Origin of the sequence: Niallia sp. MER 6, assembly GCF_023714395.1 — a bacterium.
Taxonomy (GTDB): Bacteria; Bacillota; Bacilli; order Bacillales; family Cytobacillaceae; genus Niallia.
The window spans coordinates 1-720 of the sequence record NZ_JAMAUK010000106.1; the positions used below are offsets into that span (position 1 = coordinate 1).

A 720-nucleotide genomic window follows, 5' to 3' on the forward strand; every position below is an offset into this window, starting at 1 on the left:
AGATTCAAATTTCGGTATTTTTGGTTCAAAAGAGATAGAAATGGAAACATACCAACGCCCCTTTTTCTCATACAACTCCGCTGCTCCTTGTTTTGCTTTCCCTTCCAAAACTTTATCTAACCAATGTTTTTGGTATGTTTCTATTACAACTGGTACACCAACACGTTTCTCAAGAGTAGGAAATGAAACTTTATAGAGGTTGTTTTCTTTCTCTACTTTCAAATTTTGGTTGTTGAACCCACACCAAAAACGGCGAAAAACCTTCGCTTTTTGATTATTTTTCTTAGATTTAACCTCTCGAATGGATTGGTTCACAATAGCCGAGGGGAATTTCCCATCAGAAAACAACTTATAAACTTTCGATGTTGCACCCTTTAGACCTTGATATTCCAATAACCAGTTCGCAAAAGATGTGTTGATATTTGTCATTTCTTTGTACATCTCTTTTTTAGCATTAGTAGGATTTAATAATTCTAGTTTCAAAGAAATTGTTTCCAAGTTAGTTCACCACCAATCGAACGTATGTTTCTTATATTATAACAACAAGAGATTCAAATGCCTAGTGGATTACTCTGAGAAATAAAAAACCGTTCACATTCTAAAGTGTACCCTTTGTAAAGGACATTTAAAAAAAGCCTAGGCAGTTTTAAGAAGATGATCTCTGTATTGAACAGGGGTCATCTTTTTTAAGTTCCACTGATATCTATAGTAATTGTAATA

Annotated in this window: 1 protein-coding gene and 1 pseudogene; both read right to left on the reverse strand. The window is 33.8% G+C overall.

Features of this window, described 5'->3' with window-relative positions:
- Positions 1-498: pseudogene (locus tag M3600_RS28435) on the reverse strand (RNA-guided endonuclease TnpB family protein); the annotation flags it as partial.
- A 138-nt stretch (positions 499-636) separates the two neighbouring features.
- The coding region (locus M3600_RS28440; protein WP_164849820.1) for an IS3 family transposase at positions 637-720 on the reverse strand (84 nt) is incomplete at its 5' end.